Raw genomic sequence first — 21,255 nt, 5'->3', positions numbered from 1 at the left:
CGAAGCGCCGCAGATGAGCTGGATTCGGAGCCGGCCGGCGGCCAGTCGAGACGACGTGCGATTTCGTCGCGATGATCAGCGCGAGCGCTTCAATTTCGGCAGCTTGTCGGGGTTGAATGCCGGCATCTGCCCTGGTGGTTCAGGTGCGGGCGGCTGTTGTTCCGTGAGGATGAGCGTTCCGTGGAGGATCATGCCCGGCGCCTGAGGTGCCGTCGCGGTGTAGGTCGCGATCTTGCCAGGGCAGCTTCCCTCGATCGTCAACGTCAACTCATCATCGTTGCCGAACACGGTGGCGCGTCCGTCGGTGTGACGCTTCGTCAATACGGTTGCGGTGAAGTGATCTCCATCGATCTGGCAGGTGCCGTGATAGGTCATCAGGCTGTCACGGCCCCAGATCTGGCCGTCTGCGACATGGACGATCCCGGTACCCTGGTCGATCGGCGTCTTGTACCACGCCGCGTAGGTGCCGTCCTTCAGCATGGGAGCAGCCTCCCCTAGTATTCCCACGGCGACAATTGCCATCATTAGCGCCAACAAACGGTTAATGACCGGGCCCGTGCCAATCCGGTCTTTGCTTGCGCAGCTCGGCCTCGAGCTCCTCGATGATGCTGTGAAGCAGACACGCTGCTAGCGGATCGGTCACCTCGCGCTCCAGATGCCGGTACCGCGCAATCTGGAATTCCTGCTCTCTCAACTGGCGCTCTGTCATCAGACTTGCCCTCCGGCGAACCGACGCGGACACGGCCGGAGAGTTTCGTTACAATTTTCAGATCATTTGCGATGGTTTCCAGTTGGTTAAAGCCGCGGCCGGGTTGCGGATTGCCCGAAAAGGTTGCCGCAGCACCGGCTGCACCAGCCTGAGCGCGGCGGTTGACGTCCAGACCGTTGCTTCCAATTGCGTGCGCGGCGGGCTTCTGCTAGCTTGAGGTACGTGCCTCATTTCACCTCGCCGGCCGGGTCGGTGACCCGCCTCTGCCGCAACGATGCGGGTAGCGGCTGATTGCCGTGCCGCTGGGGGTGAGGCATGCGCCCAATCCGGGCTCAAGCAGAGTTGGCCATCAAAAAGGGCCGACCGCCTTAGGGGAGGAATGATATGCAGCGTCTCTTGCTTGCAGGTGTGTCTGTTGCCTTCGCGGTTGCAGCGGGTGTCGGCCCGGCCGATGCGGCGGACAAGAAGGTTCTGGCCTTCGTCGTCAATGGCGCGTCCGACTTCTGGAAGATCGCCGAGGCCGGGATGAAGAAGGCGCAGGGCGAGCTGCCCAACTACGAGCTCCAGTTCAAATATCCGGAACAGGCTGCGGCCGCCGTGCAGCAGCGCGTGATGGACGACCTCGTCGCCGCCGGTGCCGCCGGCATCATGGTCAGCGCGGTCGATCCGAAGAACCAGACCGAGCATCTCAACAAGGTTGCGTCCCAGACCGTCCTGTTCACCACCGACAGCGACGCGCCGAAATCCAAGCGCGTGGCCTATATCGGCTCCTCCAACACCGACCTCGGCAAGGAGGCAGGAAAGCTGATGGTCAAGGCGCTGCCGAACGGCGGCAAATGCGTCGGCTTCGTCGGCCTGCCCGGCGCCGACAACGCACGCGAGCGCATCGAAGGCGTCAAGGAGACGCTCAAAGGCTCGAAGGTCGAGCTCGTCGACGTTCGCGGCGACGAGATCGACCAGACCCGCGCCAAGCGCAACGTCGAGGACATCCTCGCCGCCATGCCCGATGTGAGCTGTCTCGTCGGCTTCTACTCCTACAACACGCCGCGGATCTACGAGGTGCTCAAGGAGGCCGGCAAGCTCGGCAAGATCAAGATCATCGGCTTCGACGAGGATCCGATCACGCTCGGCGGCGTCAAGGAAGGCAGCATCGTCGGCACGGTGGTGCAGCAGCCGTTCGAATGGGGCTATCAGGGCATGAAGCTGATGGCGAACTACATCGGCGGCAACAAGGCCGGCATTCCGGCCAACGGCATCATCATCGTGCCCGGCAAGGTCATCGAAAAGGCCAATGTCGACGAGTTCATGGCCTCGATGAAGCAGATGCTGAAGAAATAGGAGAGATCCGCGCTGCCCCCCGCGCAGCCTGCCATGCCAGAACCATTCCTCGAACTGGTCGACATCAGCAAGAGCTATCCAGGCGTGGTCGCCCTCGACCACGTCGGTCTCCAGGTGTCGCCCGGCGAGGTCGTTGCGCTGATCGGCGAGAACGGCGCCGGCAAGTCGACGCTGATGCGCGTGCTCGGCGGGGTCGTGGAGCCCAGCGGCGGCTTCATTCGTGTCGACGGCGCCGCGCGATCTTCGCTCACCGTGGCAGATGCGATCAAGGCGGGCATCGCCTTCGTCCATCAGGAACTGAACCTGTTCGACAATCTCGATGTGGCCGGCAACGTCTTCATCGGCCGCGAGCCCGTGCACGGCGGACCCTTGCGGCTGATCGACCGCAAACGGATGTATGCCGATGTCGCGCCGCTGCTGGAGCGGCTGGGCTGCGATTTCGCGGCCGATGCGCCGCTCGCCGAACTGTCGCTGGCGCAGCGCCAGCTGGTCGAGATCATGAAGGCGCTTTCGCTCGACGCTCGTCTCGTCATCATGGACGAGCCGACCTCGAGCCTGACGCTCGCCGAGACGGACCGCCTGATGCGCACCGTGGCCGGCCTGAAAGCCCACGGCGTCAGCATCATCTTCATCACGCATCGGCTCAACGAGGTGATGCAGTGCGCCGACCGCGCGGTCGTGCTGCGCGACGGTCGCGTTGTCGGCGCGCTGACGCGTGCGGAGCTCTCTCCGGCGGCGATGATCCGCTTGATGATCGGCCGCGACCTGAAATCGCTCTACGTTCCGCCGGCCGCGCCGCCCGGCGACAGCGTGCTGGAGATCGTCGATGCCGTCACCGACACCTATCCCGGCCGCGCCGTGAGCCTGTCGGTCCGCCGCGGCGAGATCCTCGGACTTGCCGGTCTCGTCGGGTCCGGCCGCACCGAGCTCGCCCGCGCCGTCTTCGGCATCGACCCACTGCGTGGCGGCACGATACGGCTCGACGGCGAGCCGATCCGCATCGCAAGCCCGCGTGCCGCCATCGAGCAAGGCATCTATCTCGTTCCGGAGGACCGCAAGGGCGCCGGCCTGTTGCTCGACGTCTCGATCACCGAAAACATCTCGCTGCCGGATCTGGCGTCCTATATGCGCTTCTGGCTGGTGGATACCGAGCGCGAGAACGAGAACGCGGTGCGTCAGCGGGAGCGCCTCAAGATCCGCGCGCCGGACGTCAAGACCGCCGTCGGCTCGCTGTCGGGAGGCAATCAGCAGAAGGTCGTGCTCGCCAAATGGCTGTCGATGCGGCCGAAGGTCCTGATCGTCGACGAGCCGACGCGCGGAGTCGACGTCGGAGCCAAGCAGGAAATCTACGGCATGCTGCGCCGCCTGACCGATGCCGGGGTGGCGATCCTGATGATCTCCAGCGACATGGAGGAGGTGATCGGGGTCAGCGACCGGCTCGCGGTGATGCATGAAGGCGCGATCTCGGGCTTCCTTGATCGCAGCCAGTTCAGTGAGCACAATGTGCTGCAGCTTGCCGTTGGCCACACAATCACGGCGGAGGGACCTTGAGCAAGAAAGACCTGAGCCTTCTCGTTCTGATTCTGGTGGTCGGGACCGTTGTCGCCCTGATCAATCCGAGATTCCTGTACGTCGGCAATCTCTCGAACACCGCCAACCAGATCGGGTTGTTCGGCATCTTCTCCATCGCCGAAGCCTTCATCATCATCATCGGCGGGATCGAGCTGTCGGTGGGTTCGGTGATCGCACTGCTCGGCGTCCTGTTCATCGACCTGATCGTCAATCACGACGTCAACTGGGTCGTAGCCCTCGCGATGATCGTCGCGGCCGGGCTCGTGATCGGCCTCATTCATGGCACGCTGGTGACCAGGATGCGGATCCAGGCTTTCGTGGTCACGCTGTGCGGCCTCCTGATCTACCGCGGCGCGGCGCGCTATTACACCGAGGACGCGACGGCGGGCTTCGGCTTCGGCGCGAGCTTTCCGATGCTGGAATGGCTGGCCGCCGGCCGCACCAACGTGCTCGGGTTCCCGCTGCCGCACAGCGTGGTTGCGCTCGCCGTGGTGGCGGTGATCGCCTGGGTGGTGCTTCACCGCTCGGTGTTCGGCCGTTATCTCTTTGCCGTCGGCAAGAACGAGGAAGCGGCACGCTATTCCGGCATTCGCACCAACCGCGTGATCATCTCGGCCTATGTCATCTGTGGCGGGCTGACTGCGTTTTCGGCGATCCTGATCGCGATGTACACCCGTTCGATTTCGCCGGCGGTGCACGGCTCGTTCTACGAGCTCTACGCCATTGCCGCCGCCGTGCTCGGCGGCTGCTCCTTGCGCGGCGGCGAAGGCTCGATCATCGGCGTCGTGCTCGGCACCGTGCTGCTCCAGGTGCTGCAGAATCTCGTCAACCTGCTGGGCATTCCGAGCTCGCTCAATTTTGCGGTGATGGGAACGGTGATCCTGGTTGGCGTGCTCGGCGATCAATATCTGGTGCAGCGACGCCACCGCGCGAGTGCGGCCAAAGGCCGGGAGCAGGCGAGCGTCGCTGCGGCACCGCTCGAGCGGGTGAAGGTGGAGTGAAAATCTAGAACGTCACCCTCAACCCCGCATAGAACGCGCGCGGCCGTGCCGGGCTCAGCGAGCGCGGGTCGGTGAAATCCGCGCCGCCATTGGTGAAGTTGGGCAAGGCGTCGCGGTCGAAGAACTGGCCGTAGGTCACGTAACGCTTGTCGAAGATGTTGTCGACGCGGCCGTAGAGCTGGACGTTCTTCGCGACCTGATAGGAGGTGTGGAGATTGAACACCGTGTAGGACGGCAGCTTCGCGAACTGGTTCGACTCGTCGCCGACCAGATACTGGCTGGAGACGAACAGCGCGTTGCCGCCGACCTTCCAGACGTCGGTCACGGCATAGTCGACGCCGACCTTGACGCGGTGGCGCGGGACTGCCGGGATCTGGTTTCCGGGCCTGACCTGGATGGTCTCGGAGATGTCATCGGCAAACGGGCTTTCCGAGCCGAGCTCGAGCGGATCCAGGAAGCGCGCATCGACGAAGGCGTAGCTCGCCTGGAACTGCAGCGTGGGCGACTTGATGTTGACTTCGGCTTCGAGCCCTTGCCGCCGCGTGCGGCCTACGTTCGAAAAATAGCCGAAACCAGTCCGCCCAACGACCGGCACCGCCATGATGTCGTCGTGGTTGGTGGCGCGAAAGCCGCCGATCTTCCATCCCAGCGTGCCGATGTTCAATTCCTTGGTGCCACGAAAACCGGCCTCCAAGGTCTTGGAGACGACCTGCTTCAACGGTGGATCCGAAACCAGGAAGGCTGCGATGAGACAAGGCCTGGCGGGATCGGAGCAGCCGAGTTCGAGCGGCGTCGGCACGCGGTTGGCCTCCGAATAACCAGCATAAGCGGTCAATTCCGGCGTGACCCTGTAGGTGCCGCCGATGATTGGATTGAAACGCGCGAATGTGTGATCGCCGTTGAGCGCGGTCCCGAGCTGATCTTCCAACGTGATCCGCGCCAGGTTGAAGCGGCCGCCGCCCGTGATCGCGAAGGCATCCGTGACGTTGAAAGTATCCATCGCGTAGAGGCCGTTATACTGATTGACGGTCCGCAGCGAGACCGGGCCGGCGACGGGGTCCGCCACAGGAGTCGGTCCCAGGAAAACGCCGCTGCCGCTGACGACGTAGTTCTCTCCCATCGAGCCGATTTCGGAGGAGGCGTTGTAGCGCGTGACGCTGGCGTCATAGGTCGCGCCCACCACGAAGCGGTTGTCATGGCCGAACAACTGGTCGGTGTTGGTGGCCTGCCCCGACACGCCAAAGGTGGTCGAACGGATCGAGCCGCGGTCGATCGCGCCTAGGATCGTTCCCGGCGCAAACGGGTTGGCAAGCTGCACGCCGCCCCCACCGTAGGCGGGTGAGGTGTCGTCGCCAAAGCAGAGCAGCGCCGGATCTGCAGCGCACTCCTCCACGTCGGTCGGGTTGCCGTCGACCACCTTCTGCTCGTACCTGCGCACACGCGCGGTGCCTTCGAGCGTCCAGGTCGGCGTCGCGTCGACCTTGCCGGTCAGGTTGAGATAGCCGACGCGATTGGAGGTGGTTTGCGGCGTGGTGTATGTTGCGCCCCAATATCTGTCGAGCAGCTCGGCCGGGACGGTGGCGCTGGCGCCGAAATCGTTCTTGGCCACGCCCATATTGACGTGGAATTCGCTGTCGCCGGCCCTGTAGCCGACATCGCCGTAGAAGCGCCGCACCGTCGATTGGGAAAAATTACGGAAGCCGTTGTCGCGCAGTCCTTCGAGCGCACCGTAGACGGCATAGTTCTGGTCGACCTGCTTGCCCCATTGCGCCGAGCCCTGAATGCGGCCGAACGATCCACCCATGAGGTCGAGCTCGGCGCCCTGATAGGTGAAGCCGTCCTTCATCTGCAGGTTGATCGCGCCGCCGAGCGCATTGAGGCCGAAGGCCGGGTTGTTGGTCACCAGCGTCACCGACCTGATCGCGGCGGTGGGGATCAGGTCCCAATTGACGGCGTCCGAGAATGCCTCGTTGATGCGGACACCGTTCTGGTACACGGCAAGCCCCTGCGGCGTGCCCGTCACGGGCGAAGCGACGAAGCCGCGGAATTCGACATCCGGCTGGAACGGATTGCCGGTGACTTCGCTGATGTTGACGCCGGCGATGTTGTCGCGCAGCGCGTCCGTGACGTTCAGCGAACCGGTGCGCCTGATCTGGTTGGCATCGACGGCATTGATCGCCGACGGGACCTTGTCGACATCGAGACCTCGGCCGATGCCCGGCGAGGTCGGAAAGACGTAGAGCCGTGTCCTCGGCGCGGCCGATCCCGGCGCCCCCACGCGCGCAACAGGTCGCGACGGCGCCGCGCGCCGCGCTGCCGAAGGTGGTGCGGTCACTTCGACCGGGGGCAGGTTCTGGACGTTGGTCTCCTCGTCCGGCGCGGCCCCGGCAGGGGTCGCATAGACCAAGCCCGATACCAGCCCGGTCGACACCGAAGCCATCAGCAAAGCACGCCTGAACGAAACAACCCTGCCCATCCCCGCCTTCCCATCCGTGACCACCGGCTGTTTTGATGTTCCGCCGATTGGTCGAGGCGAGTTTATTCGGCCGCAATGGGGACGCCAGCCACAAAAGGTCGGACCCTATCCGCACCCATTTTCCCGACAAAATCGGGAATTTTTCCCGATCGCTTCCGGTACGATCAGGTTGCCGCTGTGGGCACCAGCGCTTCAACCGTCACACCGCCCTCACCGGAGACCACATTGAGCGTGCCGCCGAGCGCCAGGATCCGCTCGCGCATGCCGACGAGGCCGAAGCCGAGCTTCTGCCCCGGCTCCATGCCGCGGCCGTTGTCGCTGACCCGCACCCGGGCGCAGCAGCGGCCGCCGGCCTGCTCGACCGGCTCGATGACGACACTGACCGAGGTCGCGCCGGCGTGGCGGAACACGTTGGTGAGCGCCTCCTGCACGATGCGGTAGATGGTGAGATCGGCGGTCTCGCCGGTTGGGCCCAGCGCCGGCGAGATGGAAGTCTCGATCGCAACGTCGGGACGCGACTCCCGCCACAGCCGCGACAGCGATTCGAGCGCCTGGCGCAGGCCGAGCTCGGCAAGGCCCACGGGCCGAAGACGCTCGAGCACGCGGCGATTGAACTGCTGGAGTGCATTGATCTGCTCCAGCATGGCGCTGCCATGTTTGCGTACGGCATCGGCACTCGGCTCGCGTCCGTCCGCCTGCTTCGCCAACGCGCTCGCATGTGCGCGCAGCGAGAACAGATAGGGCCCGAACTCGTCGTGCAATTCGCGCGCGATCTCCTTGCGCTCGATGTCCTGCAGCGACACCGCGCGCTCGGCAAGGCGCCGCTTGTCCTCGACCGCTTCACCAAGCGTCGCGGCAAGATGGTTGAGCCTGGTGCAGATCGCCGCGAGCTCCGGCGCGCCGCCCGGCGCGACACGGGCCTCGTAATGTCCGCTTTCGAGCTTCCCCATGGCGTCCGCCAGCGACTGCAGCGGTGCCAGGGCACGGCCGACCACCTTCATCATCAGGAAAAACAGCGCGAGCGCGATCACCGAGCCGACCTCGAGCTGGGTCACGATGCCGTCCCAGATCTCGGCGATCTCATCGTCTGGATGCGAGGTGATCACGAGCGAGCCGGGTTTGCCGCGAATCGAGACCGGCACGCTGACCGCGGTCTGCTCGGGATGGACCAGGCTGACGAACCAGGCCGGCGGAGCACGCGTGTCGACCTCAGAGCCAAGCCGGCGGGGCGTCAGCGGGTTCCCACCGGAATCGTGCAGCGCGATGCTGACATGGCGCAGGCGGCTGAGATCGCGCGCGATCTGGTTCAGCCTGGCATCAGGATCGGGTGCCTCGTTGAGATCGGCAACGATCATCTCGATGAATTCGCGCGCGAGGCGGATCACGCTCTGGTCCTCGGCCTGGACGCGCGGGCCGGCCTCGGCGATCTGCCGGCCGATATTGACCGCGAGCCCCAGCGCCAGCAGCAGCGCCAGCAAGAGATTGATGCGCCCGCGCAAGGAAAGATTCTGCCACATTGGTCTCGCTCGTGCCTCGCGAAGGGTTTGCCACGCCTGTCCGACGACGTTGACAGAGGCGAACCGCCCGATATCTAATCGGAAGCGTACAGCAATCCCGGCCGGGTTGCATGAGGCGACACGAGACGCGCGTCTTGTCTGGTCAGCCTCGTGCGGCGCAGAACAGGCAAGCTCCAAGGGAACGGGCTGTCGCGGGGAACGCCTATGCGCATTCTGATCGTCGACGATCATCCCATCGTCGCCTCCGGCTGCCGTGCCGTGCTGGCCGACGAAGGCGAGATCGAAATCCTGGAAGCCGCCGACGCCGAGGACGGCGAGTGCGTCTTCATCGTCGAACGTCCCGACCTCTGCATCATCGACATCAATCTGCCGACCGTCTCCGGCTTCGAGCTCGCGCGCCGCATCCTCGAGCGCGCCCCCGAGGCCCGCATCATCATGTTCAGCATGAATGACGACCCCGCCTTCGCCGCGCGTGCGATCGAGTGCGGCGCCAAGGGCTACGTCTCCAAGACCGGCGACCCCGACGACCTCGTCGAGGCGATCCGCGCCGTCGGAAGCGGCGGCACCTATCTTCCGACCGCGATCGCGCGCAGCATCGCCTTCGCCGGACCGACGCTGGCGCAAAACCCGCTCTCGAAGCTGAACGCGCGCGAGATGGAGATTCTGCGGCTGCTCAGCGCCGGCAAGAGCCTGTCCGAGATCGCGTGGCTGGTGCAATCGTCCTACAAGACGGTGGCTAATACTTCGTCCATCATGCGCCAGAAGCTCGGGGTGAAGACCTCGGTGGAGCTGGTGCGGCTGGCGATCGACAGCGGCGTTGCCTGACCTCGCCACAAATTCGGTCACACAAGCGTTGCAATCTTGATGTGGTGAGATGCCACGGAGCTCTTAGGCATGACGATTCAGACTGTCTCGACCAACAAATCCCATGGCGGCGTGCAGGGCGTCTACCGCCATGCCAGCCAGGCGACCGGAACCGACATGGTGTTCTCGGTCTATATCCCACCGCATGCGGAGGGTGCCAAGCTGCCCGTGGTCTGGTATCTCTCCGGCCTTACGTGCACGCATGCCAACGTCACGGAGAAGGGCGAATTCCGCAAGGCCTGCGCCGAGCTTGGCCTGATCTTCGTCGCGCCCGACACCTCCCCGCGCGGGCCCGACGTGCCGGGCGACGCCAACAATGCCTACGATTTCGGCCTCGGCGCCGGCTTCTATGTGGACGCCACGCAAGAGCCGTTCGCGCGCAATTATCGCATGTGGAGCTACGTCACGGACGAGCTGCCGAAGCTGGTTGCGGAGAGCTTTCCGGTCGATGCCAGGCGGCAATCGGTGATGGGACATTCGATGGGCGGCCACGGCGCGCTGACGGTGGCGCTGCGCAACCCGCACCGCTTTCGCGCAGCCAGCGCCTTTGCCCCGATCGTGGCGCCCTCGCTCGTGCCCTGGGGCATCAAGGCGCTGACCGGCTATCTCGGACCGAACAAGGAGGCTTGGCGCAACCACGACACGGTGGCGCTGATCGAGGACGGTGCCAAGTTCTCCGGCTTCCTCGTCGACGTCGGCGAGGCCGATAATTTCCTGAAGGAGCAGCTGAGGCCCGAGCTGCTCGAAGCCGCCTGCACCAAAGCGGGCATCCCCCTGACGCTGCGTCGCCAGGCGGGCTACGACCACAGCTATTACTTCATCTCGACCTTCATGAGCGATCACCTGCACTGGCATGCGGAGAAGCTGAAGGGGTGATCTTCCTCCCTTGTCTCGTTTTGATGAGGGGTGTCTCTCCGCGACCGCAGTATCGTAGGGTGGGCAAAGCGAAGCGTGCCCACGATTTCTCTCAAGCATTGATTGATCGTGGGCACGGCGCAAGTGCGCCTTTGCCCACCCTACAATTCCCGAATCGCGGAGAGAAAGATCTACTCCCGCTTGCCGTAGTTCGACGCCAGCAGGCGGTTGCGGATGAGATAGCTCATCGTGCGCGACCAGGATTCATCCGTGTTGCCGCGCATGTCGGCGCTGGCGACCGTGATCATGTTGCCGGTCTTCACGTCACGCAGATAGATGTTGAGATTGATGATCAGGTTCGAGACCTTTTGCACGAGGCCGGTGATCTCCAGGTCGGCGCCGAGCTGGCCGGCGAGCTTGAGGTCGCAGCCGCCGCAGGCCTGCAGGTTCGCGCGACGGGCGGCCTCCCGTACCGGCGCGATGTCGAGCACCTGGAACTTGCCCGACTCTGCCAGCTCCTTGCGCAGCTGCTCGCTGATGCGCACGAGCCGCGCCTCTTCCGGCTTGGAGCCGTAGAACTCGCCGGGCAGGCTGGTGTCGACCAGCTCGAAATCGAACACCGCGAGCTTCGGCGGGTCGGCGAGCGCGGCCGAGCCCGTCAACAGCAAAGCTGGAATCGCCAACAATGCTCGCATGATCGTGATGCCCGGCTTCGCGCGCGCGGGGACGAAATGCGGGGTTGCATGGCCTGACAAATTGGTCATGCTTGAAGCAGAGACAATTCTTCACCGGCGGTCAAGCCGGGGAGATCGTCTGGAGGAAACATGATCCGATGGTTGGCCGGCCTGATCGGCTTTGGTCTTGCCGCGACGAGCGCGCTTGCGGCAGATCCCATCACGATCGGCGTCGGCTATCTCGGAATCGCCGGCATTCGATCAACGCTGTCGCTGGCCGAGCAACCCGCCGAGAACGACGGCCTCGCCGGCGCGCGCCTTGCCATCGAGGACAACAACACCACCGGGAAATTCACCGGCCAGCGCTTCACGCTGGAGGAGCGCCGCATCAGGGAAGGCGAGGACGTGGCGCAGGCTGCGACCGCCCTCGCCGAGAAGAACGGCTTCATCATCGCCGACCTGCCCGCCGATGCGCTCTTGAAGGTCGCGGACGCCTTGCGCGACCGCGGCACGCTGCTGTTCAACGCCGGCGCGGTCGACGAGCGGCTGCGCGAAGCCGATTGCCGTGCCAACGTCATCCACACCGCGCCGACGCGCGCGATGCTGGCGGATGCGCTCGGCCAATATCTGGTGTGGAAGAAATGGTCGCGCTGGCTGCTGGTGGTCGGCTCGCACGACGAGGACAAGCTGTTCGCGGATGCTATCAGGCGCACCGCGGCGCGGTTCGGCGCCAAGATCGTGCAGGAGCGGACCTTCGAGGACAAGGGCGGTGCGCGGCGCACCGATAGCGGCGTGGCGCAGATCCAGCGCCAGATCCCCGTTTTTACGCAGCAGGCGCCGGCCTATGACGTGCTGGTCGCCGCCGACGAGAGCGAGGTGTTCGGCGCCTATCTGCCCTATCGCACCTGGGATCCGCGCCCAGTCGCCGGCTCGGCCGGCCTCGTGCCGCGCAGCTGGGACGCATCGCAGGATCAGTGGGGCGCGATCCAGATGCAAAACCGCTTCATCAAGCTGAATTCGCGGCGGATGACCGCACGCGACATGCAGGCCTGGACGGCCGTGCGCATGATCGGCGAAGCCACCTCGCGCACCAACTCCGGCGAGGTCAGGAAGGTCACCGATTTCATCAAGGGCCCGGATTTCTCGGTCGCCGCCTTCAAGGGCACGCGGCTGACCTTGCGCGACTGGAACCTGCAGCTGCGTCAGCCGATCCTCCTGGTCGACGGCCGCATGGTGGTATCGGTGTCGCCGCAGGAAGGATTCCTGCACCAGGTCTCCGAGCTCGACACGCTCGGCTACGATCGCCCGGAGAGCAAATGCAAGCTGAAGTGAGCATGGTGAGATGAGATCGAGCCGTCACCGCGACGACGCTGCGCCCCCTCCCCCGCTTGCGGGGGAGGGTTGGGGAGAGGGTGTCTCCACGCGCGATAACCCCCAAGAGGAGAGAGCCCTCTCCCGTATCGCATCTGACGATGCGATACGACCTCCCCCGCAAGCGGGGGAGGTGAAGACCGCCCGCGGACAGACCTTGCGCATGCTGGCGACGGCCGTACCCGTGGCGATCACGCTCGCTGCACCGCCCGCGCATGCGTTCATCGCCTACGTCTCGAACGAGAAGAGCAACACGGTCTCGGTGATCGATACCGACAGCTGGACCGTGACCAAGACCATCAAGGTCGGCCAGCGTCCGCGCGGCATCGACCTTACCCGCGACGGCAAGTTCGTGATGGTCGCGGTCGGCGACGACGACACCATCCAGGTGATCGACGCCAAGACGCAAACCGTGGTGGACAGCCTGCCCTCCGGACCCGACCCCGAGCTGTTCGCGCAGGATGCCGCCGGCAAGATGCTCTATGTCGCCAACGAGAACGACAACACGGTGACGGTGATCGATCTCGAGAAGCGCGCCCGCCTCGGCGACATCCAGGTCGGTGTCGAGCCGGAGGGCATGACCATCAGTCCGGACGGCAAGACGCTGATCAACACCTCGGAAACCACCAACATGGCGCATTTCATCGACACCGCCTCGCGACAGATCGTCGCCAACGTGCTGGTGGACGCGCGGCCGCGCTTTGCCGAGTACAAGCACGATTCGTCGGAAGTCTGGGTGTCCTCGGAGATCGGCGGCACCGTCTCGATCATCGACCCCAAGAAGCACGAGGTGATCGGCAAGATCACGTTCGAGATCCCGGGCCTGCGGAAGGAGGCGATCCAGCCGGTCGGCATCGGCATGACCAGGGACGACAAGACCGCCTTCGTCGCGCTCGGCCCCGCCAACCGCATCGCGGTGGTCGACGTCGCCTCGCGCAAGGTGACGAAATACCTCCTGGTCGGGCAGCGGGTCTGGCACATGGCGTTCACGCCGGACGAGAAATATTTGCTCACCACCAACGGTGTGTCGAACGACGTCTCCGTCATCGACGTCGCCGCGCAGAAGGTGATCAAGACCATTCAGGTCGGCGAGCTGCCCTGGGGCGTCACGATCGCGCCATGACCAGCCCCGCCCCGATCGCCGAAGCGCAGGAGACGCCGAGACCCGAAGGGGCCACGGTGGCGGCGTTGTCGATCGACGGCGTCAGCCATGCCTATGGTCCGCGGCGCGCATTGACGGACGTGTCCTTCAATGTCCAGCCCGCGAGCTTCACGGCGCTGCTGGGACTCAACGGCGCCGGCAAGAGCACGCTGTTCTCCTTGATCACGCGCCTGTTCGGCATCCAGTCCGGCCGAGTCTCGATCTTCGGCCATGACGTCAGCAAGAGCCCCGGCGAGGCGCTGCGGCTGCTCGGGGTCGTGTTCCAGCCCCGCACGCTCGATCTCGACCTGTCGCTGACGCAGAACCTGCTCTACCACGCGGCGCTGCACGGCATCGGCCGCCGCGAGGCATCGGTGCGCAGCGCCGAGCTGCTCGGCCGCATCGGCCTTGCCGATCGCGCCGCAAGCAAGGTGCGCGACCTGTCCGGCGGACAGATGCGGCGGCTGGAGATCGCCCGCGCGTTGCTGCACCGGCCGCGCCTCTTGCTGCTCGACGAGCCGACCGTCGGTCTCGACGTCAAGGCGCGCGCCGACATCATCAGCCACGTGCGCCAGCTCGTGACCGAGCAGGGCATCGGCGTGCTCTGGGCCACGCACCTGTTCGACGAGATCATGCCCGGTGACGATCTCGTGGTGCTGCACCAGGGCAAGGTGCTGGCGCAGGGGCCGATGAGCCGCGTCATCGCCGCAACAGGCGCGCAGGACGTCAACACCGCCTTCATGCGCCTGACCGGCGCGCAAACCATGCCGGGAGGCGGCGCATGAGCAGCATCTCAACGCGCGAGGCGCCGCGCGGCTTCTCGTTCGCCGAGTACATGACCTGCCTCAGCGGCATCGTCTGGCGCGAGGGCCTGCGCTTCCTGCATCAGCGCGAGCGCTTCGTCTCGGCGCTGGTGCGGCCTTTGGTGTGGCTGTTCATCTTTGCCGCCGGCTTCCGTCAGGTGCTCGGCATCTCCATCATCCCGCCCTACGAGACCTACATCCTCTACGAGGTCTATATCGCGCCGGGACTGATGGCGATGATCCAGCTCTTCAACGGCATGCAGTCCTCGCTCTCGATGGTCTATGACCGCGAGATGGGCAACATGCGCACGCTCCTGGTAAGTCCGCTCCCGCGCGGTTTCCTGTTGTTCTGCAAGCTGCTCGCGGGAACCGCTGTATCGCTGCTTCAGGTCTATGCGTTCCTGCTGATCGCCTGGCTCTGGGACATCACCCCGCCGCCCCAGGGCTATCTCACCGTGCTGCCGGCGCTGATCCTGTCGGGGCTGATGCTGGGCTCGCTCGGCATGCTGATCTCGTCGGGCATCAAGCAGCTGGAGAACTTCGCCGGTGTCATGAACTTCGTGATCTTCCCGATGTTCTTTGCCTCCTCTGCGCTCTACCCGCTCTGGCGCGTGCAGGAGGGCAGCCCCTATCTCTATTATCTGTGCGAGGCCAATCCGTTCACCCATGCGGTCGAGCTGATCCGCTTCGCGCTGTATGGCCAGATCAACTGGATCTCCCTGGCGGTGGTCGCTGCTTGCACAATCGTCTTCATGATCGGCGCGATCCTGGCCTATGATCCCTCGCGCGGGCTGGCGCGACGCGGGCCTGCGGGAGGCGAAGGATGATTGTTCGGGTTCTGGTCACCTCTGTACTCGTGCTCGCTGTCGCGAGCACGACGGCGCTCGCCGCCGATCCGCGCTATCCGGACTGGCCGTGCACCCAGGCGAAGGTGCCCGAGATCTCGCTGGCGGCCGTGTGGGGTGGTCCGCCGCTCGATGACGTCCAGAACAAATGGAAGGACGACGCCAGGATCAGCGCGCTCGTTGCGAAACTGGCGGCGCGCAAGACGCCGCTGGATGAGGCGGAAAAGCTGGTGAAGGAGTTTCTCGCGGGTTCCGCTGCCGACAAGACCGCGAACGCAAAGCTGCTGTTCGCCGGCCTGTTCGACACGCTCAACGCCCAGCGCTCCCAGGTCATGAACGGACTCGAGCGCGTCAGCCGCAAGCAGCGCGATGCCGCCGACAAGATCCGTGAGGAGGCAATTCAGCTCCAGGCCCTGCAAGGGGCCACACCGCGCGACGAGGCCAAGGTCCAGGCGCTCAGCAACGAGCTGATCTGGAAGACCCGGATCTTCGAGGACCGCCACAAGGTGGTGCGCTTCGTCTGCGAGGTTCCAACCTCGATCGACCAGCGCCTGTTCGCGCTCGGGCGTGTGATCCAGCAGGAAATGGAATAGCGTCAGTTACGCTGACCGCTCACGAAAAGTTCCCGCAATCGCCCCGGCAACGTTAACCTTTCGCCGCGCTATGTGCCGGAACCAAATCGATTTATGATTGCTTGTCGACGTGAACTCAAGACGTCGGGAGGCCTCGATGGGAACCACAAGAATCATGTTTGCGGGCGCTGCGGTCCTCAGCATGCTCGCAACCAGCGCCTTTGCTGACGACATGACCGGGATGATCACGCGGATCGATCGGCTCAACGGCACGATCTCGATCCAGCAGACCCAGAAGGGCACAGTCGGCGCCAGCACAGGCAGCGCCGGCGCGCTCCAGGAGTACAAGGCGAAAGATGCCGCGATGCTGGATGCCGTCCATGCCGGCGACAGGGTGAGCTATTCTGCGACCGAGACCAACGGTACGGGCACGTTGACGAAGTTGCAGAAGCAGAGGCCGTAGGTTGGATCTTCACCTCTCCCCGTAAGAACGGGGCGAGGGAGCGCACCTGCGCTTGATCACTATTGCTCCGGCCGCGGCTCCGGCTGCGCATCTTCCGTCGGCAGCTTCGCGCGCTCCCAGCCGTCGGTGCCGTCGGGATACCAGGCGACGTTGGCATAGCCGTAAGCCAATGCGCGCCTGGCGGCGTTCCAGGACATCCAGCAATCCGCGAGGCAATAGATCACCAGCAGCGCGGCCTTGTCGCCGCGTGAGGCGCGCGCGAGGCCGCGCTGAAGATAATCGTCCATGGCGGGCGGCAAGTTGCCGTAGCCGGTGTCCGGCAGCCAGAAGCTGCCCGGAATGTTCTGGCGCGGCGCGTCACGCCATACCGTGCTCACAGGAAGGTTCTTTGGTTTCGGCGCGCGCGGCATGACGTCAACGAAGGTGCCGCTGTTCGCACGCCAGATCGCCTCCGCCTCGCCGGTCGTGAGCACGCGCGCGCCAGCGAGCGTCGCCGGCACCGGCGCGCGATAATTGTCGGTACGATATCCCTCGGGCTCGAACGGCTCCTGCTGCTGCGCCGACGCCGGGGCCATGAGCAAGGCAACGACGAACGCAGCGGCAAGCGGCCGGCTCATGGCGCCTTCTTGGCCGTCTCCGCGCCGAGCGGCCGGTTGTTCTCGTCCAGCAGCGGCACGCCGAAATCGAGCAGGATCTTGTTGATCTCGCCCTGGTTCTCCTGGATCACCCGGTTGAGCTGCCGCTTCCAGTTCTGGTCGGCGGGTCGCACGCCCATGCCGATGCGATAGACCAGCTTGGACCCGGTGGTCTCCTTGACCAGCGGCGTGACGTGCAGCGAGGGGCCGGCTTTCTTCGCATAATAGCCGGCCATCGGTCCCCAGAGCACGCCGGCGTCGATCTTGCCGGCAGTGAGGTCCTCGATCATCGCCTGCGCCGAATTGTCGAAGCGCGTGTCGATCATCAGCTGATAGGGCTTTGCGTCGCCCATCAGGCCTGCCAACGCCATATTGGTCGCCGGCGGCGTGCCGGCGACGATGCCGATATGCTTACCTTTCAGGCGTGCGTCCTCCAGCGTGTCGACGTCCTCGAGCCCGCTGCCAGTTTTGGCAACCAGTGCATAGGTCGTGCGGTAGTAGGGATTGGTGCCCTGCACGAGGTCGTCCCCCTGCGGGTAGCCCATGATGACGTCGCAGCGATGCGCACCCAACGTCATGCGCACGAAGCCGGCGGCCTGCGGGAAGAACACGTAGTCCAGCTTCTTCTGCAGCTTGTCCGCCAGAAACTCGGCGAGCTTGTTCTCGAAGCCCTCGCCCTTCTCATTCGAGAACGGCAGGTTGCGCGGGTCGGCGCAGACGCGCAGCACCTTCGGGTCGACCAGCTCGAATGAGAGATCTCCGGTCTCGTTGGTCTGCCCGATGGCGAGATCGCCATGCGCACATGATGCGATTACGATCCAGAGTGAAAACCACCAGCGACGATGTCGTCCGGCCTGCGTCATCGCGCTTCCTCCTCGTTTTGTTTGAATGTTATCCATGCGACGCATGACGCGCCACGTGTGCCAACTTTTGCCGGCTTTTCTTTGTTGCAGTGCAATGAGGCCAATCCTTTGAACTGAGGCGGAAAAGTGTCTCGCATCGCTCTCGTGATCGCAGCCTTGTCCCTGGTAACAGCCACGCTAGCACGCGCCGGGGCGGCCGAATTGCCTGTGAGCGAAGTCGCGCCGGGAATCTTCGTACACTCCGGGGCCATCGCGCTGATGAGCCGCGAGAATGAAGGCGGCATCGCCAACCTCAGCTTCATCGTGGGAGACGACGCGGTGGCCGTGATCGACACTGGCGGCAGCCAGCGCGAGGGCGAGGCGCTGCTGGCGACGGTACGAGCGCGCACGCAAAAGCCGATCCGCTATGTCATCAACACCCATGGCCATCCCGACCATGTCTTCGGCAATGCTGCTTTCGCGGCGGAGGGAACCAGCTTCGTCGGCCACAGCAAGTTGCCGCAGGCGTTGGCCGCCCGCGGGCCGTTCTATCTCGATAATTTCAGACGCCTCATGGGCCCCGAACTGATTGATCCCGTGAAGATCGTACCGCCTACCCTGCTCGTGATGGACACGCTCACGCTCGATCTGGGCTCGCGCCGCTTGACACTGCGCGCATGGCCGGCCGGCCACAGCGACAACGATCTGACCGTGTTCGACGAGAGCACCAAAACCCTGCTTGCCGGCGATCTCGTCTTTCTCGGCCACATTCCGGTGATGGACGGCAGCATTCGCGGCTGGCTCGCCACGCTCAAGGAGTTGGAGACGATCCCAGCGCTGCGCGTTGTTCCCGGCCACGGTCCTGTGAGCGGCTGGCCTGCGGCGCTGAGCGATCAACGGCGCTACCTGTCAACGCTGCTGTCCGACGTCCGCGCCTTGAACAAGAAGGGCGCGCCGATCCGCGCCGCGGCGGACAAGGCGGCCGCGGACGAGCGGCCGCACTGGCAGCTGTTCGAGGACTACAACGCCCGCAACGCAACTGCAGCATTTTCGGAAATTGAATGGGAATAGCGGGCGCGCTACGCTGGCAGGAGATCAGCTTCACCTAAACCGAGGAGCATGACCATGACGGCATGCACACGCCGCCTGCCCCTGATCGCCCTGCTCCTCGGCATCGCCTTTGCCGTGCCGGCGCAGGCGGAACAGGCCTACGATCCCTGGCCAGGCCTGGTGCAGGACATCTTCAACAACCGGCCGATGAACGACGGCGCCGAGGTCATCGGCATCGAGATGCCCTATCGCGCCGAGGATGCCGCCATCGTGCCGGTGACGCTGCGCAGCAAGCTGTCGCCCGGCGACAGCAGACGCATCCGTTCGATCACGCTGGTGATCGACCGCAATCCCGCGCCGATGGCCGCGAAGTTCGAGCTCGGCCCGGACGCCAATGTCACGGAAATCTCGACCCGCGTGCGCGTCAACAATTACACCGACGTGCACGCGGTCGCCGAGCTCAGCGACGGCCAGCTCTACGTCTCGAAAGTCTATGTGAAGGCCTCCGGCGGCTGCTCGGCGCCGACTGCAAAGAACGTGGAGGAAGCCAAGAACCGGCTCGGCCAGATGCGCTACCGGCAATTCGCCCGTGAGGACGGTCCGGCCAGCCGGTTGCGCGAAGCGCAGATCATGATCGGCCATCCCAACAATTCCGGCCTGCAGATGGACCAGGTCACGCAGCTCTATATCCCCGCCTTCTTCATCAACCAGCTCAGATTGACGCAGGACGACAGCCCGGTGCTGTCGATGGAAGGCGGCATCTCGATCTCGGAAGATCCCAACCTGCGCTTCACCTATGTCTCCAACGGCGCCAAGCGCTTTCGTGCGGAGGCCAGGGATACGGAAGGGCATGTGTTCCGCAATGAATGGGATGTCGAGAAGCCGGGGACGTGAGGCGAGGAGCACCCTCCCCTGGAGGGGGAGGGTCGGCTCACATTGAGCGTAGCGAAACATGGGACGGGGTGGGGTGACGGTCTCTCCGCATCCGACACTGCCAGAGTGGAGAGATCACCCCACCCCGCTCGCGCTTCGCGCGATCGACTACGGGCGAGCTACGCTCGTCCCGGACCCCTCCAGGGGAGGGTAAGAGACACCGCGGCACAATTCAGAAGCACCTCACCTCGGCTTCCGCCTGGGCGCGCCTCAAGTCATTCACCGCCGAGTTGGCCTGCTCCGAAGTGCGAAACTGCACACCGAGATCGCCGCGCACCTGCGACATGCTGAGCGCGGTCTCGGCGGTCACATAGCGCTCGTAGGGTATGATCGAGGCGACCACGTCGATGGAGCAGGAACATTGCTCGATCGCGGAGCGCGTCTCGCCATTGGCCTTCATGCAGCCATAGACGTACTCCGCGCGCGCCGCGGTGGGATAGTCGTTGGCCTCTTCGGCCCGTGCCGCGCATACGCTCGCAGCGAGCGCCGTCAATGCGGCGACAATCGGTCGTAGCCGTCCGGCCAGGTTCATGCGCGTCCTCCCGCTGGTTGCGACCAAGGCTATGCTATGCGTATTGTGCTGAAAAGCACTCTGTCAGAGGAAACGGCTCACAAGGTGATGAGAGTTTTGGCGCGAATTTGGGTGCTCGCAACGGTGCTGGCGCTAGCCGCACCTGCTGGCGCTGCGGACACGATCCGCCTTGCGGTGCAGAAGACCGGAACATTCTCGTGGGAGCTGGCCGCGATCCGCAGCGCCGGCCTCGACAAGGAGGCCGGCCTGTCGCTGGAGGTCACCGAGCTGGCGAGCACCGAAGCCGGCAAGATCGCGATGCGCGCCGGCAGCGCCGACATCATCCTGTCGGACTGGCTTTGGGTGTCACGCGAGCGCACGCTCGGTGCCAAGCTCACCTTCTATCCCTATTCCAGCGCGCTCGGCGCCGTAATGGTGCCGGCCTCATCGCCGATCAAGACGCTCGCCGACCTCAAGGGCCGCAAGCTCGCGGTCGCCGGCGGGGCGATCGACAAGAGCTGGCTGCTGCTGCAGGCGCGGATGAAGCAGGACGGCATCGACCTCAAGTCGGAAGCAACCATCGTCTACGGCGCCCCGCCTTTGATCGCCGCCAAGGCGCTGGACGGGGAGATGGATGCGAGCCTCAACTTCTGGAATTTCTGCGCCCAGCTCGAAGCGAAGGGCTTCAGGCGCCTCGCCGGCATCGAGGACATCTTGCCGAAGCTGGGTGCCAAAGGCGCGGTCGCCGCGGTCGGCTATGTCTTCGATGAGAGCTGGGCCGCGAGCCATAAGGAGGCCGTCGCGCGCTTCATCGCAATGACCCGCAAGGCCAAGGAGTTGCTGGCGACCTCGGATGCGGCCTGGGACAAGGTCGCGCCGCTTACCGGCACGACCGATCCTGCCCTGCTCAAGGCTTACCGCGACCGCTACCGCGACGGCATTCCGCGCCGGAGCATCGATGACGAGGAAAAGGACGCGCGCGTGCTCTACCGCGTGCTGGCCGAGATCGGCGGCCGCGACCTCGTCGGCCCCGCAGCCGAGCTCGATCCCGGCACCTTCTATCACGCAGTCCCCGGAGACTGA

At 64.8% G+C, this 21,255-nt stretch carries 22 protein-coding genes; 14 read left to right on the top strand and 8 right to left on the bottom strand.

Translation table 11 applies throughout. The features are described 5' to 3' along the window. Nucleotides 1-75: 75 nt before the first annotated feature. Complete coding sequence (locus ABIA40_RS04145; protein ID WP_271544158.1) at nucleotides 76-480, bottom strand: hypothetical protein; 405 nt, start codon at nucleotides 478-480, stop codon at nucleotides 76-78. A 61-nt stretch (nucleotides 481-541) separates the two neighbouring features. Further along, nucleotides 542-709: a hypothetical protein gene (locus ABIA40_RS04140; protein WP_271544156.1), complete on the bottom strand. Its 168-nt coding sequence runs from the start codon at nucleotides 707-709 to the stop codon at nucleotides 542-544. 384 nt (nucleotides 710-1,093) lie between these two features. Between ABIA40_RS04140 and ABIA40_RS04135 the strand changes: the two genes are divergently transcribed. From ABIA40_RS04135 to ABIA40_RS04125, 3 genes are read left to right on the top strand one after another with little or no spacing between them, the layout of a single operon-like run. Then, nucleotides 1,094-2,047 (top strand): sugar-binding protein, encoded by a 954-nt coding sequence (locus tag ABIA40_RS04135; RefSeq protein WP_404539298.1) that lies wholly within the window; start codon nucleotides 1,094-1,096, stop codon nucleotides 2,045-2,047. Nucleotides 2,048-2,080: 33 nt separating this feature from the next. Beyond that, nucleotides 2,081-3,598, top strand: a complete 1,518-nt coding sequence (locus ABIA40_RS04130; RefSeq protein ID WP_271544152.1) for a sugar ABC transporter ATP-binding protein — start codon at nucleotides 2,081-2,083, stop codon at nucleotides 3,596-3,598. Then, entirely contained in the window at nucleotides 3,595-4,620 is a 1,026-nt protein-coding gene (locus ABIA40_RS04125; protein WP_271544150.1) for an ABC transporter permease, read from the top strand. The genes ABIA40_RS04130 and ABIA40_RS04125 overlap by 4 nt, the downstream gene beginning before the upstream one ends. A 4-nt stretch (nucleotides 4,621-4,624) precedes the next feature. On the opposite strand, the gene ABIA40_RS04120 is transcribed toward ABIA40_RS04125, so the two are convergent. Next, nucleotides 4,625-7,096 carry a TonB-dependent receptor gene (locus ABIA40_RS04120; protein ID WP_404539293.1) on the bottom strand — a complete coding sequence of 824 codons (2,472 nt, stop codon included), beginning with the start codon at nucleotides 7,094-7,096 and terminating at the stop codon, nucleotides 4,625-4,627. A 164-nt stretch (nucleotides 7,097-7,260) separates the two neighbouring features. After that, entirely contained in the window at nucleotides 7,261-8,613 is a 1,353-nt protein-coding gene (locus tag ABIA40_RS04115; protein WP_404539290.1) for a histidine kinase, read from the bottom strand. Nucleotides 8,614-8,817: 204 nt separating this feature from the next. On the opposite strand from ABIA40_RS04115, the gene ABIA40_RS04110 reads away from it, so the two are divergent. Next, complete coding sequence (locus ABIA40_RS04110) at nucleotides 8,818-9,438, top strand: response regulator transcription factor (RefSeq protein WP_036007891.1); 621 nt, start codon at nucleotides 8,818-8,820, stop codon at nucleotides 9,436-9,438. A gap of 69 nt (nucleotides 9,439-9,507) precedes the next feature. Continuing rightward, complete coding sequence (fghA, locus tag ABIA40_RS04105) at nucleotides 9,508-10,353, top strand: S-formylglutathione hydrolase (protein ID WP_404539287.1); 846 nt, start codon at nucleotides 9,508-9,510, stop codon at nucleotides 10,351-10,353. Nucleotides 10,354-10,523: 170 nt separating this feature from the next. Here the strand turns inward: fghA and ABIA40_RS04100 are convergent, their stop codons facing one another. Next, nucleotides 10,524-11,096, bottom strand: coding sequence for a DUF3280 domain-containing protein (locus tag ABIA40_RS04100; RefSeq protein WP_157283914.1), 573 nt, complete (start codon nucleotides 11,094-11,096; stop codon nucleotides 10,524-10,526). 60 nt (nucleotides 11,097-11,156) lie between these two features. Here ABIA40_RS04100 and ABIA40_RS04095 point away from each other — a divergent pair, with 60 nt between their 5' ends. From ABIA40_RS04095 to ABIA40_RS04070, 6 genes are all read left to right on the top strand, one after another. Continuing rightward, on the top strand, nucleotides 11,157-12,338 hold the full coding sequence (locus ABIA40_RS04095) for an ABC transporter substrate-binding protein (protein WP_275511500.1): 1,182 nt from the start codon (nucleotides 11,157-11,159) through the stop codon (nucleotides 12,336-12,338). A 202-nt stretch (nucleotides 12,339-12,540) separates the two neighbouring features. Then, complete coding sequence (locus ABIA40_RS04090; protein WP_271544309.1) at nucleotides 12,541-13,500, top strand: YVTN family beta-propeller repeat protein; 960 nt, start codon at nucleotides 12,541-12,543, stop codon at nucleotides 13,498-13,500. After that, the gene (locus ABIA40_RS04085; protein ID WP_404539284.1) at nucleotides 13,497-14,303 is read left to right on the top strand and encodes an ABC transporter ATP-binding protein; all 807 of its coding nucleotides are present in this window, start codon (nucleotides 13,497-13,499) and stop codon (nucleotides 14,301-14,303) included. The genes ABIA40_RS04090 and ABIA40_RS04085 overlap by 4 nt, the downstream gene beginning before the upstream one ends. Next, nucleotides 14,300-15,148 carry an ABC transporter permease gene (locus tag ABIA40_RS04080; protein ID WP_404539281.1) on the top strand — a complete coding sequence of 283 codons (849 nt, stop codon included), beginning with the start codon at nucleotides 14,300-14,302 and terminating at the stop codon, nucleotides 15,146-15,148. The genes ABIA40_RS04085 and ABIA40_RS04080 overlap by 4 nt, the downstream gene beginning before the upstream one ends. After that, nucleotides 15,145-15,759 (top strand): hypothetical protein, encoded by a 615-nt coding sequence (locus ABIA40_RS04075; RefSeq protein WP_157283924.1) that lies wholly within the window; start codon nucleotides 15,145-15,147, stop codon nucleotides 15,757-15,759. Before ABIA40_RS04080 ends, ABIA40_RS04075 begins: the two co-directional genes overlap by 4 nt. Before the next feature lie 136 nt (nucleotides 15,760-15,895). Then, the gene (locus tag ABIA40_RS04070) at nucleotides 15,896-16,201 is read left to right on the top strand and encodes a copper-binding protein (RefSeq protein WP_157283926.1); all 306 of its coding nucleotides are present in this window, start codon (nucleotides 15,896-15,898) and stop codon (nucleotides 16,199-16,201) included. 59 nt (nucleotides 16,202-16,260) lie between these two features. On the opposite strand, the gene ABIA40_RS04065 is transcribed toward ABIA40_RS04070, so the two are convergent. Together ABIA40_RS04065 and ABIA40_RS04060 are read right to left on the bottom strand one after the other, a co-directional pair. Beyond that, a complete protein-coding gene (locus ABIA40_RS04065; RefSeq protein WP_271544134.1) occupies nucleotides 16,261-16,818 on the bottom strand; it encodes a PQQ-dependent catabolism-associated CXXCW motif protein in 558 nt (185 codons plus the stop codon). Next, on the bottom strand, nucleotides 16,815-17,699 hold the full coding sequence (locus tag ABIA40_RS04060) for a substrate-binding domain-containing protein (protein WP_198399754.1): 885 nt from the start codon (nucleotides 17,697-17,699) through the stop codon (nucleotides 16,815-16,817). Before ABIA40_RS04060 ends, ABIA40_RS04065 begins: the two co-directional genes overlap by 4 nt. Nucleotides 17,700-17,825: 126 nt before the next feature. On the opposite strand from ABIA40_RS04060, the gene ABIA40_RS04055 reads away from it, so the two are divergent. Together ABIA40_RS04055 and ABIA40_RS04050 are read left to right on the top strand one after the other, a co-directional pair. Further along, on the top strand, nucleotides 17,826-18,749 hold the full coding sequence (locus ABIA40_RS04055) for a quinoprotein relay system zinc metallohydrolase 2 (protein WP_338122662.1): 924 nt from the start codon (nucleotides 17,826-17,828) through the stop codon (nucleotides 18,747-18,749). A gap of 54 nt (nucleotides 18,750-18,803) precedes the next feature. Then, nucleotides 18,804-19,622 carry a quinoprotein dehydrogenase-associated SoxYZ-like carrier gene (locus ABIA40_RS04050; protein WP_404539276.1) on the top strand — a complete coding sequence of 273 codons (819 nt, stop codon included), beginning with the start codon at nucleotides 18,804-18,806 and terminating at the stop codon, nucleotides 19,620-19,622. Nucleotides 19,623-19,833: 211 nt separating this feature from the next. Here the strand turns inward: ABIA40_RS04050 and ABIA40_RS04045 are convergent, their stop codons facing one another. Continuing rightward, complete coding sequence (locus ABIA40_RS04045; protein WP_404539273.1) at nucleotides 19,834-20,193, bottom strand: hypothetical protein; 360 nt, start codon at nucleotides 20,191-20,193, stop codon at nucleotides 19,834-19,836. A gap of 87 nt (nucleotides 20,194-20,280) precedes the next feature. Between ABIA40_RS04045 and ABIA40_RS04040 the strand changes: the two genes are divergently transcribed. Further along, nucleotides 20,281-21,255 (top strand): ABC transporter substrate-binding protein, encoded by a 975-nt coding sequence (locus tag ABIA40_RS04040; RefSeq protein ID WP_404546153.1) that lies wholly within the window; start codon nucleotides 20,281-20,283, stop codon nucleotides 21,253-21,255.

Origin of the sequence: Bradyrhizobium sp. USDA 223, from assembly GCF_044909005.1 — a bacterium.
GTDB classification, from domain to species: Bacteria; Pseudomonadota; Alphaproteobacteria; order Rhizobiales; family Xanthobacteraceae; genus Bradyrhizobium; species Bradyrhizobium yuanmingense.
This window is presented reverse-complemented; position numbering and strand designations above follow the sequence as displayed.

What these genes read in the sequence shown, in the direction of transcription:
- ABIA40_RS04075 (WP_157283924.1), top strand. Translation starts at nt 15,145, where the DNA reads ATGATTGTTCGGGTTCTGGTCACCTCTGTACTCGTGCTCGCTGTCGCG.
- ABIA40_RS04100 (WP_157283914.1), bottom strand. Translation starts at nt 11,096, where the DNA reads ATGACCAATTTGTCAGGCCATGCAACCCCGCATTTCGTCCCCGCGCGC.
- ABIA40_RS04095 (WP_275511500.1), top strand. Translation starts at nt 11,157, where the DNA reads ATGATCCGATGGTTGGCCGGCCTGATCGGCTTTGGTCTTGCCGCGACG.
- ABIA40_RS04135 (WP_404539298.1), top strand. Translation starts at nt 1,094, where the DNA reads ATGCAGCGTCTCTTGCTTGCAGGTGTGTCTGTTGCCTTCGCGGTTGCA.
- ABIA40_RS04045 (WP_404539273.1), bottom strand. Translation starts at nt 20,193, where the DNA reads ATGAACCTGGCCGGACGGCTACGACCGATTGTCGCCGCATTGACGGCG.
- fghA (WP_404539287.1), top strand. Translation starts at nt 9,508, where the DNA reads ATGACGATTCAGACTGTCTCGACCAACAAATCCCATGGCGGCGTGCAG.
- ABIA40_RS04070 (WP_157283926.1), top strand. Translation starts at nt 15,896, where the DNA reads ATGGGAACCACAAGAATCATGTTTGCGGGCGCTGCGGTCCTCAGCATG.
- ABIA40_RS04145 (WP_271544158.1), bottom strand. Translation starts at nt 480, where the DNA reads ATGCTGAAGGACGGCACCTACGCGGCGTGGTACAAGACGCCGATCGAC.
- ABIA40_RS04110 (WP_036007891.1), top strand. Translation starts at nt 8,818, where the DNA reads ATGCGCATTCTGATCGTCGACGATCATCCCATCGTCGCCTCCGGCTGC.
- ABIA40_RS04115 (WP_404539290.1), bottom strand. Translation starts at nt 8,613, where the DNA reads ATGTGGCAGAATCTTTCCTTGCGCGGGCGCATCAATCTCTTGCTGGCG.
- ABIA40_RS04050 (WP_404539276.1), top strand. Translation starts at nt 18,804, where the DNA reads ATGACGGCATGCACACGCCGCCTGCCCCTGATCGCCCTGCTCCTCGGC.
- ABIA40_RS04090 (WP_271544309.1), top strand. Translation starts at nt 12,541, where the DNA reads ATGCTGGCGACGGCCGTACCCGTGGCGATCACGCTCGCTGCACCGCCC.
- ABIA40_RS04060 (WP_198399754.1), bottom strand. Translation starts at nt 17,699, where the DNA reads ATGACGCAGGCCGGACGACATCGTCGCTGGTGGTTTTCACTCTGGATC.
- ABIA40_RS04080 (WP_404539281.1), top strand. Translation starts at nt 14,300, where the DNA reads ATGAGCAGCATCTCAACGCGCGAGGCGCCGCGCGGCTTCTCGTTCGCC.
- ABIA40_RS04085 (WP_404539284.1), top strand. Translation starts at nt 13,497, where the DNA reads ATGACCAGCCCCGCCCCGATCGCCGAAGCGCAGGAGACGCCGAGACCC.
- ABIA40_RS04065 (WP_271544134.1), bottom strand. Translation starts at nt 16,818, where the DNA reads ATGAGCCGGCCGCTTGCCGCTGCGTTCGTCGTTGCCTTGCTCATGGCC.
- ABIA40_RS04040 (WP_404546153.1), top strand. Translation starts at nt 20,281, where the DNA reads ATGAGAGTTTTGGCGCGAATTTGGGTGCTCGCAACGGTGCTGGCGCTA.
- ABIA40_RS04140 (WP_271544156.1), bottom strand. Translation starts at nt 709, where the DNA reads ATGACAGAGCGCCAGTTGAGAGAGCAGGAATTCCAGATTGCGCGGTAC.
- ABIA40_RS04120 (WP_404539293.1), bottom strand. Translation starts at nt 7,096, where the DNA reads ATGGGCAGGGTTGTTTCGTTCAGGCGTGCTTTGCTGATGGCTTCGGTG.
- ABIA40_RS04130 (WP_271544152.1), top strand. Translation starts at nt 2,081, where the DNA reads ATGCCAGAACCATTCCTCGAACTGGTCGACATCAGCAAGAGCTATCCA.